Raw genomic sequence first — 10,476 nt, 5'->3', positions numbered from 1 at the left:
CAGGAGTCTCGCGCCTTCTGCTCCAATCAACAGAGTTTACAAATTATTTTAAACTTGAAATAAAATTTTCTATTTCTTCTTGTGTTTTTCGGTCTTTGCTTACGAATCGGCCTAGTTCGTTTCCATTTTCGAATGCGATAAAGCTTGGAATTCCGAAGACATCTAATTGCTGGCATATATCGATATACTCATCTCGATCAACATGAATAAATGTATACTCATTAAATTTGGATTCTACTTCTGGTAAAATCGGCTCAATAACTCGACAATCCGGACACCAGCCTGCTGAAAACATGAAAATTGTTTTTCCATGATCGCGCAGCTGTTCAAATTGCTCTGCTGACTCTAAATTCTTCAAATTCAACGCCTCCGTTAGAATCTTTTGCACTTTTCAATGCTTTCTTATGAAATCATAGCAGTTAGACTGCTTTTCAGTCCAATCATCTGCTCCTTTTGTATTGTCCCACTAATAGGTTCATAACATGAGTAAACATTTCAGAGCGATTCACCTTTCCGTTAGTAAAGATACCAACTGCTCCCTCTTGTTTCCTTACATTTTTACTTTTCGCATAATCTTCCATAACCGGTCCTAGCTCTTCACCTGCCCTTAATCGGACTGCTACTTCTTCCGGAAGAGGGATCCTTGCTCCGCCGGCAATAATCGGTTCTCTATCATTGCATACAAGTGCCCCCCAGTTACATATGAATAATCCGTAACTCGTTTCTTGAACACCGCCCTCAAGTCCAATCCCAATGTCGCCATTTCCATGTTGTAGGGCACCAATTGCCCGGTTAATGGCTCCTTTAATTGTTTCTTCATCAGAAAACGGCTGTTCGTTAACTCCAGATGGAATATCTAAGTCAACAAATTCATGGTTCTCAGTAAAACAATTTTTCACTGCATTAATTTTAGCAGGGTTCTTTGACCCAATAATAATTTTCATGATGATATGTACTCCTTTTTAACAAAGTAAAGGGAGCATAAAATGCCCCCTAAAAAGTTAACTTAACTGTTAGCTTTTATTGTATCAACCGTTGTTTTGTCACAAGCCTTGACTAGTTTAACAATCAGTTCTTTCGCAGCTGCATAATCATCCACATGTACAATCGAGGCATGCGTATGAATATAACGCGAACAAATACCAATAACCGCACTTGGAATACCCTCATTTGATTGATGGACCCGGCCGGCATCTGTTCCGCCCTGTGAGACAAAATATTGGTAAGGAATTTTATGTGTTTCAGCAGTATCGAGGACAAACTCTCTCATCCCGCGATGTGTAACCATTGTGCGGTCAAGGATTCGAAGCAATGCCCCTTTCCCTAATTGGCCAAATTCATTCTTATCACCCGTCATATCATTAGCAGGACTTGCGTCGAGTGCAAAAAAGATATCTGGATTGATCATATTAGCAGCAGTTTGAGCACCACGTAAACCGACTTCTTCTTGGACCGTTGCCCCTGAATAAAGCGTATTTGGTAATGTTTCGTCTTTTAATTCCTGCAGCAACTCAATAGCTAAGCCACAACCGTAGCGGTTATCCCATGCTTTTGCTAATATTTTTTTTGGATTGGCCATTGGTGTAAATGGGCAAATTGGCAGAATTGCCTGCCCTGGCTTTATCCCTAACTGTTTGGCATCCTCACGATTGTCTGCGCCGATGTCTATCAACATATTTTTTATTTCCATTGGTTTATTCCGCTTTGCATCATCTAATAGATGTGGCGGAATCGAACCAACGACACCAATCACTGGGCCATTATTGGTCATCACTTGAACACGCTGGGCCAGAATTACTTGACTCCACCAGCCGCCAAGTGGCTGAAAGCGAAGCATTCCGTTTTCTGTAATCGCAGTCACCATGAAGCCTACTTCATCCATATGACCTGCTACCATTACAGTTGGACCCGTCTCTGCTCCCCTTTTCACCCCAAAAATACTGCCAAGATTATCTTGAACAAGTTCATCTGAGAATTGAGATAATTGTTCCCTCATAAATTTTCTGACTAAATGTTCATTTCCGGGAGCACCGGGAAGTTCTGTTAATGTTTGAAAAAGCTTTAAGGTTTGATCGTTCATTTTTTTGAGCTCCTTTAGGTTTCTCGGGTTAATTTATGTATATATTTAATTTTACAGAACTTTGGTTTCTCTTTCCATCAATTGAATTTAATATATGTAATAGTATGTTCCTTTCCATAAATACGATATACTGAGAAGAGAATCCTATCTTTTCCAAATATATCTTTGGGAGGTCCTTTATGAATTGGAAGTCATTTCTCCTCGGTGCAGCGGTCGGGTTGATTAGCGGGTATGCTGCCAAAGAAATCATTTATAGTAAAACAAATGTATCGCCCGAAAAAGTATTAGAACAAGTAAAAAAGCAATTTACTAAGAATGGACCAATCAATGGTTCATGGATACATATGGAAGCAGAGCCGTATGAAAAACAGCACATCAATTACCTCGTCTATAAAGGCGGCATTTCTAAAAACAATGATGGTACAACAGAGCAATTCGAATTCATTGCCGATGCCCAAACTGGTACCCTCTTGGATATTCGGTCTTTGTCCAACGAACTTGTTTCATAGTAAGAATAGCCGTACCTGACAGGTTACGGCTATTTTTTTCTTAATTTTCTCTTTGAATACTTTCAACAATTTGATTGCCTCCCGAATCCCATTTCACTGCCCGGTAAAAAGCATCATGATAAAAACTAAACCATGCGTTTTTATGTAATCCGTATGAAATCCATTTTTCCTTGGCTGCAATCGAGGTCATTGGATAGTCGTCATAAGCCATCACCCATAACACAGGTTGATGGACATGAGTTGCCATCAGATCAGCCATATGAATTAACAATTCTCCCCGGTCCTCTATTATAAGGATTGAATGTCCGTTACTATGACCGCTAGTATGAACCATGGTCAGCGCCCCTAAGTTCCATTTTTCTTCAAAAGGGACTACCTGCGCTTCAATCGCTTCCCAATTTTCTTTCCAATATGTATTTTTCGAGCGAATATTAGGGTTACGCATTTCATCCCATTCTACTTGTGAGGTAATGATTTTTGCATTAGGAAAGGCTGAAACGTAATGTCCATTCTCTAGCTTTGTCAGGCCGCCTGCATGGTCAAAATGCAAATGAGTCATCAAGACGTAGTCGATATCTTCTGCATGTAAACCTAACTTAGCTAAAGAATCATCCAGCTCTGATTCTTTCGTTACACCAAAATTTCTTAATTGTTTTTCTGATAATTTCCCTTTACCAATTCCTGTTTCGACTAAGAAATTTTTCCCATCCATTTGAATGAACATCGGATCCGTTGGTAATTCAATTTGGTTTCTTTCATTGGAGGGGTATTTCTTCGACCACATTCCTTTTGGAACAACCCCAAACATAGCACCGCCATCTAAATTTGTGACACCTCCAGATAACCATGTCACTGTCACACTACCAACTTTTACTGTTTCCAACATTTCTTCCCCCTTTGCTCTTTTCTATATTTTAACATTGTCTGATTATTTGAAGAAATAAAAAAGGACAGCTCAATAATGAACTGTCCTGAAAAGTTAGTTTTGATATTTTACTTCGCAGCGATAAATACGGCTTCCTTTTTCTGAAAATTTCTCTTCATACTCTGTCATGATATTTCCTTCATAATCACTTTTATGAAGATCAAGACTAATGTACTTTAATAATAATCCGTACTCCGAAAAGCTAATTAGAGAATGCTCAAATAACCCTTGGTTGTCTGTTTTAAAATGGATTTCCCCACCATCACACATAATATCCTCATAAAGCTTTAGGAAGTCCTTATATGTTAATCTTCTTTTTCTATGACGGTATTTTGGCCATGGATCAGAAAAGTTCAAATAGACCTGGTCCACATCATTTTTGGCAAAATATTTCGGCAAATCCACTGCATTTACATTAAGGAGCCTAAGGTTTGGTAAATCTGCTTCAATTAATCGTTCTAAAGCAGTAATGATGACACTATCGTATAATTCAATACCAATATAATTAATTGTTGGATTCGTTCTTGCCATTTCCGTAATAAATTGACCTTTGCCTGTACCAACTTCAATATGAAGCGGTTGATCATTATTAAAAACTTCATGCCATTTTCCTTTATATTCTTCAGGATTGGAAACAATATATTGAGGATGTTGCTCGATTTTTTCCTTTGCCCAAGGTTTATGTCTAACTCTCATTTATGACACTCCTAAAAATAATATTATTCGTTACCTATATCATGCACCATTTTTCAGTACAAGTTTAACTTAATGGAAAATAAGATCATGCATAAACAAAAAAAGAATTCACAACCTAACAGTGTGAATTCTTGTTTTTAAAAAACACTTGAGAGGGTGTACATTCATGCCATTAAGTCATGATGACCAAGTCACTTTATTAAAAGATATATTAAACAATCATCAAACCGATTGCTGCGGGTCTGTTGCCGAATGTGAACAATTAGAGCGATTAGTGAAATCTCTAATGATAAACACAGAGGTTGATCAAAATGTTAAGAATATCTTACAGGAAGTATATCAGTACAGCCACCATGGAGTTGGTACAGCTGATTTGGATCAACATATTTTATCTAACCAAGCAAACTTATCAAGTTGGGTAAGTAATATTGATCAATTTTCCTGATTAGCGAATTTCATCTAAGAACTTTATCCATTTGTTCATTTCTTCCAAGCGATTTTTATTCTTATACCATTGAATTGAAGAAAGCGTCTGAATAGTAACATACCATTTCATTCGTAACTTTAGGTTATCGGTCAGCTCTTTGCCGTACATGCTTAACCAATCCTGCCAATTCTCTTTTGGAATATACCAATAAAGAAGCAATCCTAGATCAATGGCGGGGTCGGCGATCATTGCCCCGTCCCAATCAATCAAATACAACTGGTTGTCTTCAGCAAGCAGCCAGTTGTTATGGTTAACATCTCCATGACAAACCACTTTCTCATCGCAATAGACATTTAATGCTTCCTTTTTTAAAAAGCTCATTGCATGTTGCACTTCAGGCAATGAAAGTACCTGTTCATCTAACTCGTTTACCACCGATTGCAATATAGGCTCTGGATGTAATGGAGAGGTCTCTATCCGGCTTAACATACCCAGCATTGGCTCTGAGCAATGAATCTTCTTTAGCAGTCTAGCAACGAGTTTTTGATTCATTTCTTGTGGCTTTAGTTCTCTGCCGGGAAGCCACTGCTGTGCAGTAATTACATCTCCACTTTCCAACCTTTTTGTCCAAACAAGCTTTGGGACAATGCCTTCTGCTGAGAGTACAGCAAGGAACGGAGAGGAATTCCGCTTCAAAAAAAGCCTTTGGTCTTTATATTTTGCATAAAAGGCTTCACCTGTTTTGCCTCCAGCAGGGGTAATTTCCCACTCTTGTCCTAGTATATGATCCAAAATTGCTCACCTTCAATTTATGCCGTTCTTATGGGCCTATTCCCCTATGTCAGAGGTATAACCTGCGCTGCCGGAAGGTCTTATATTACCACAGTTTCATTAACAGCTTTTATTTTTTTGAAATAAAAAAAAAGCTATTGAAACCATTGCACACAATAGCCATCTTATTAAATTTTATCTCGGATTACCTTTTTTCGTCAAGTATATCTGCAGAAACTATTTTTTTAGCAAAACATTTATGGAGACTGGTTCGATACTCATCTCTTCTCCATACAAAATCCCCTTGGAAGTAATCCCTGCTTTTTCATGATCAACTAAGACTGTCCAATCCCCTTCGGGCAACGTAATAATATGCTTTTTTGTGGTGGGATTGATTAATAAGATTAGTTCATTATCACCTTTAAACCAATATCCCAACAGTGGGGAAGCTAATGGCATTTGGTGAATATTTGATCGGATTTCTGCAGAAGTTCTCATTCGGAAACAAGAAAATTCTTTACGTACTTGAATAAGTCCTTTTACATATTCTACGTTATCTTTATAAATAATCTTTCTTTTCCAGTCCAGTTGATTGATTTCATCAGAGGAACGATAACTATTCCCATCCCCCTTTTTTGTTCGAAAAAACTCTTGACCACTGTGAAGGAAGGGGATTCCCTGAGACAACAAAACAATCGCTGTGGCGAGTCGATGATACTTTATTCGTAAAGAATCATCTGCATCGGGGAGACATGCTAGAAGTTTATCCCACATCGTGTGGTTATCATGACATTCTACATAATTTAATGACTGAAAGGGTTCATTAAAAGTACCAGGCCCCTGTTTCGTATAACCGATGCTGCCAGTCATGACTTCATTAGCTGCCCCGAGGTAATGATCATTACCTAAGGCATAGCCTTTATCAAATAAGTTAAATGAACTTCCCTTGATAGAATCACGAAATTTATCATTGAATTGAGCGATATGTGGCATTTTTGCCTGGTTTCCAATTGTTGCTTTCTGTTCTGTTGGAAGTGGTGTGTTAAGGTTCCAGCCTTCGCCGATGATTATTGTCCCTTTTGAAAGACTATCGCAAACTTTCCTTACCTCTTTCATCGTCTCCACATCCAAAATCCCCATTAAATCAAAGCGAAATCCGTCAATATGATATTCCTCCAACCAGTATTGAATGGAATCCACAATATATTTTCTGACCATCCTGCGTTCCGAGGCAATATCATTTCCAACCCCCGTACCATTTGACGGAAGTCCAATCTCGTTATGACGAAAATAATAACCAGGAACCACCTTTTCAAAAGAGGAAGTCTCACGAACATACACATGATTATATACCACGTCCATGATCACTCTGAGGCCAAGACTATGAACTTGATCAATTAACTGCTTTAATTCGATAATTCTTGAATATGGATTGGCAGGATTCGTTGAATAGCTTCCTTCAGGGGCATTGAAATGAAGAGGATTGTATCCCCAATTATATTCCTTATTTCGATGCAGTTCATCCACACCAGCAAAATCATGAAAAGGCAGGAATTCAATATGGGTAACACCTAAATCCTTAATATACGCTAACCCCGTGGGTTCCCCATCCATTCCTATTGTATTTTGCTCGCCTGCACCTAGATAAAGGCCCTTATTCTTAACACCACTTTTGGGGTGAATCGTTAAGTCCCTTATGTGGGTCTCATATATGATGGCATCCACTGAATTTTTAATTTCAGGTAAGTTAGGACGCGGTCGCTTGGTTTTATCAAGTCTTACAATCACTCCAAGTTCACCATTAACAGTCACAGCTTTTGCATAAGGATCCACTGCTTCACGCCATTCTTGATTGACTAAGATAAGAAAACTATATTGATAGAGCTCTATATCACGGCTTATAGTAACGGACCATATACCACGATCTTCTCGTCTCATTTTTACAATTTCTGAAAAACTGCTATTAGATGGACGTAACTTTAATTTAACCTGAGTAGCGGTGGGTGCCCAAAGCTTAAACCGAGTTAGCCCCGGTTGAAAGGTAACACCGAGATCATTTCCGTCATAATAAAATTTCTCGTCAAATTCTTCTGTTCGAATGACGGCACCAATTTGGAGGTCTGTTTTCCCTCCATGCTCATCGATAATCACATATTGTTTTTCAAAGGAATACTCCTTTGAAAATTCGCAAATATATTTCATTTTATTTTCTATTTGTACCTTCTCGATGATTTTCAATGGATGTTCTTGAAAATCACTTGTAATCGAAAAGGAGGATGACAATCCGTGATGATAGGAAAGAGGAAGAAGAATCGTAATGATCTTCATCTCATCTAGATATGCGAAGAAATTTCGGTCAGTAGCAATCATTCGAGTCCCTCTCTTTCATCTCCACTTCATTCAGACGGTTTCTTCTTGTTAGCACTTCCAGAGCGCTTGCTTGAAGGTCTATCTTCAAGGGTGTAAATCCGATATGCTCCCCATCGGCATGAACAAAAAGTTTTGTTGGAGATTGGATGGAAACACTCCTGCCCGTATAGGTTTTCACTTCTTTAAAATGGATGTGCTTTCCCCAAAATACACTAATAAAAACAAGCAGCAGTTTCCATCGTGTTAATTGGTGGACCACGGTAATGTCAAAAAGTCCATCATCTGGTTCAGCCGCAGGGGCAATTTTCATCCCACCGCCATAATAGGGTTGATTGGAAGCAGTTACAAACCATGTCTGTTCAAATATATGCTTTTTCCCGTCAATTGATAAATCAATTGTTGAGGTTTTATAAGTAAATAATTTTTTTAACAAAAAATAAACATAAACCATTCTGCCCATCGCAAGTTTATTTAATATGGCTTTCATCCGGGATTGATTCACTTCATAGGAAATGATGGCATCAAATCCAGCACCCATGTTATTAATAAAAAAGTGCTGATTTGATTCAGCCAATGTAATTTTCCCAATATCGATTGGCAAACCCTTATGTTTTGCTAAACGCAGTATCACGGCTAGTGCTTCAACAGGATCAACTGGAATTTGAAAGCCTCTAGAAAAGTCATTTCCAGACCCGCCAGGAATAAATCCAAGTGTAATTTTATTATTCTTGACTGCCCCATTCATCACCTCGTGCATCGTTCCATCTCCACCCACGGCAATAACAATCTTTTGCTCAGAATTCTTTTGCGCGATTTGTGTTGCTAGAATCTTGGCATGTCCAGGGGATTCAGTAAAAAATGCAAGGTACTTAACACGATTAGCTTTTAGTTGGTGCTCCACTCTTTCCCATATCTTAAAGCAATGACCATTGCCCGCTTTAGGATTTATAATAAAGTAAATTTGCTTCATAATACCAACCTTTATTTATTTTATGTGTTTGTGAGGGTTAAAGGATATATTTTTATGGCTTCATACTTTGGTATTTTGTTCAAGTGTGTTTGATAAAGTACCACATCAACAGCATCAAAAGAAAGGGGCACAGGCTGGAGTTCCTCCCACAGTTTAAGCATATCGTTTTGAAAAGGATGCTCTCCCATCCATTTTCTCGCAAGAGTAATATGGGGACGGAATGGTCTTGTTTCCAGTTGAAACCCTGCCTGCTCACAAGCGAAAAACACTTTTTTTCTGATGGTTTGTAAATGTGTGCTTTCCTCTGTATCGGCCCAGAAAACGCGGGGTGAAGTAACACTGCCGAAAAAACCAAGTTTGTTGATATTCAATTTAAGTGCAGTCTCATCGCTAAGGGCAATTTTAACGTTTTTATCTGCTTCTGTTAATTTATCAGGTGGGGCACCTCCAAGAAACGCTAGGGTAATATGTAAATCCAGATAATGCACCCATCGGCTAAATGGAATCATTTCCTTAATTTTTTCCATATGGTCTCTCATTACTAATTTTGTATGCTCTGGTATTCTTACGGCAAAGAAATAATGGGATCGTTTTTCCATAGTTATGTTCCCTTCTATAAATAATTCTAGTCTATTTTGTCCTAAATGTATCTATTAGCAGACAGACAATTAGCGGATTTTTTTACAAAGAGTTAATATTTATTTATTATTAGATAGGAAACTAATTATTAGATATTTATTTCAAAGGATGGAAAGGACGCGGGCCTCTTGAAAGTAGTCAACAATATAGCTGAACTAATCGGAGATACACCACTCGTTAAACTAAATCGGTTAGGACCCAAGGATGGGGCATCGGTTTATTTAAAGTTGGAATACTTTAATCCTAGTAAGAGCGTAAAAGACCGTGCAGCATATAATATGATTGTTGAAGCTGAAAAGGCTGGAAAATTAATAACAGGTTCCACTATTATCGAGCCGACAAGTGGAAATACAGGGATTGGCCTTGCCATGAATGCTGCTGCACGAGGCTATAAATCGATTATCGTCATGCCTGATACGATGACGCAAGAAAGAATCAGTATTTTAAAGGCATACGGTGCGGAAGTTGTCCTTACATCTGGGGATGAAAAAATGCCAGGAGCCATCAAAAAAGCCCTTGAATTAGCTAGCGAGATTCCCAATAGCTTTGTGCCGATGCAATTTGAGAATCATGCGAACTCAGATGCACACCGACATACTACCGCTGTAGAAATCATCGAAGCAATGAACGAACTTGGCAAACCACTTGCTGCCTTTGTTGCCACCGCCGGAACGGGGGGAACGATTACGGGTACAGGAGAAACATTAAAAGCACATTTTGAAAATATAACAGTCCACGTCGTGGAACCAAAAGGATCGCCTGTTTTGTCAGGCGGAAAACCTGGCAAGCACAAACTTGTTGGGACAAGCCCTGGATTTATTCCAGAGATTCTTAATCAGGATATCTATGATGAAATCCATCAAATCAATGATGAAGATGCCTATGATATTGCACGCAGGTTGGCTGTAGAAGAAGGTATTCTTGTCGGGCCATCCTCGGGTGGAGCTTGCTTTGCTGCGATAGAAGTTGCCAAACGATTAACCCCTAATGATGTCGTCGTTTGTATTGCTTGCGATACAGGGGAGAGGTATTTGTCCAGTGACTTATTCCAATAATAAGAAAAGCGCAAGTGCCCTGGTCAGCGGCGTA

The 10,476-nt window shown here is 38.8% G+C and carries 12 protein-coding genes; 3 read left to right on the top strand and 9 right to left on the bottom strand.

Annotated features, from left to right (window positions below; genetic code table 11):
- Positions 1-43 precede the first annotated feature (43 nt).
- The 3 genes from V7659_RS12455 to V7659_RS12445 form a co-directional block, all read right to left on the bottom strand.
- A complete protein-coding gene (locus tag V7659_RS12455; protein ID WP_335452867.1) occupies positions 44-358 on the bottom strand; it encodes a thioredoxin family protein in 315 nt (104 codons plus the stop codon).
- A gap of 82 nt (positions 359-440) precedes the next feature.
- On the bottom strand, positions 441-944 hold the full coding sequence (locus V7659_RS12450; protein ID WP_335452864.1) for a DUF84 family protein: 504 nt from the start codon (positions 942-944) through the stop codon (positions 441-443).
- A 62-nt stretch (positions 945-1,006) separates the two neighbouring features.
- The gene (locus V7659_RS12445) at positions 1,007-2,080 is read right to left on the bottom strand and encodes a M42 family metallopeptidase (RefSeq protein ID WP_335452861.1); all 1,074 of its coding nucleotides are present in this window, start codon (positions 2,078-2,080) and stop codon (positions 1,007-1,009) included.
- 179 nt (positions 2,081-2,259) lie between these two features.
- On the opposite strand from V7659_RS12445, the gene V7659_RS12440 reads away from it, so the two are divergent.
- On the top strand, positions 2,260-2,589 hold the full coding sequence (locus V7659_RS12440; RefSeq protein ID WP_283875474.1) for a PepSY domain-containing protein: 330 nt from the start codon (positions 2,260-2,262) through the stop codon (positions 2,587-2,589).
- 40 nt (positions 2,590-2,629) lie between these two features.
- Here the strand turns inward: V7659_RS12440 and V7659_RS12435 are convergent, their stop codons facing one another.
- Together V7659_RS12435 and trmB are read right to left on the bottom strand one after the other, a co-directional pair.
- Positions 2,630-3,472: a YtnP family quorum-quenching lactonase gene (locus tag V7659_RS12435; protein WP_335452951.1), complete on the bottom strand. Its 843-nt coding sequence runs from the start codon at positions 3,470-3,472 to the stop codon at positions 2,630-2,632.
- Positions 3,473-3,568: 96 nt separating this feature from the next.
- Positions 3,569-4,210 (bottom strand): tRNA (guanosine(46)-N7)-methyltransferase TrmB, encoded by a 642-nt coding sequence (gene trmB, locus V7659_RS12430; protein WP_335452857.1) that lies wholly within the window; start codon positions 4,208-4,210, stop codon positions 3,569-3,571.
- A gap of 166 nt (positions 4,211-4,376) precedes the next feature.
- Here trmB and V7659_RS12425 point away from each other — a divergent pair, with 166 nt between their 5' ends.
- Entirely contained in the window at positions 4,377-4,655 is a 279-nt protein-coding gene (locus V7659_RS12425) for a YtzH-like family protein (protein ID WP_335452854.1), read from the top strand.
- On the opposite strand, the gene V7659_RS12420 is transcribed toward V7659_RS12425, so the two are convergent.
- The 4 genes from V7659_RS12420 to thpR all read right to left on the bottom strand — a co-directional run bounded on the left by V7659_RS12420 (position 4,656) and on the right by thpR (position 9,347).
- Complete coding sequence (locus V7659_RS12420; protein ID WP_335452851.1) at positions 4,656-5,429, bottom strand: phosphotransferase family protein; 774 nt, start codon at positions 5,427-5,429, stop codon at positions 4,656-4,658. It lies immediately after the preceding gene.
- A gap of 216 nt (positions 5,430-5,645) precedes the next feature.
- Positions 5,646-7,778, bottom strand: coding sequence for a type I pullulanase (gene pulA, locus V7659_RS12415; RefSeq protein WP_335452848.1), 2,133 nt, complete (start codon positions 7,776-7,778; stop codon positions 5,646-5,648).
- A complete protein-coding gene (locus V7659_RS12410; protein WP_335452845.1) occupies positions 7,765-8,748 on the bottom strand; it encodes a diacylglycerol/lipid kinase family protein in 984 nt (327 codons plus the stop codon). Before V7659_RS12410 ends, pulA begins: the two co-directional genes overlap by 14 nt.
- Positions 8,749-8,768: 20 nt before the next feature.
- Complete coding sequence (thpR, locus tag V7659_RS12405; RefSeq protein ID WP_335452843.1) at positions 8,769-9,347, bottom strand: RNA 2',3'-cyclic phosphodiesterase; 579 nt, start codon at positions 9,345-9,347, stop codon at positions 8,769-8,771.
- Between the two features lie 168 nt (positions 9,348-9,515).
- On the opposite strand from thpR, the gene cysK reads away from it, so the two are divergent.
- A complete protein-coding gene (gene cysK / locus V7659_RS12400; protein ID WP_335452840.1) occupies positions 9,516-10,442 on the top strand; it encodes a cysteine synthase A in 927 nt (308 codons plus the stop codon).
- The last annotated feature ends 34 nt before the right edge of the window (positions 10,443-10,476 follow it).

The organism is Neobacillus drentensis (genome assembly GCF_036966985.1).
Classification (GTDB): Bacteria; Bacillota; Bacilli; order Bacillales; family Cytobacillaceae; genus Neobacillus; species Neobacillus drentensis_E.
Note: the sequence above shows the minus strand (reverse complement) of the source record. Positions and strands in the feature narration are given on the sequence as shown.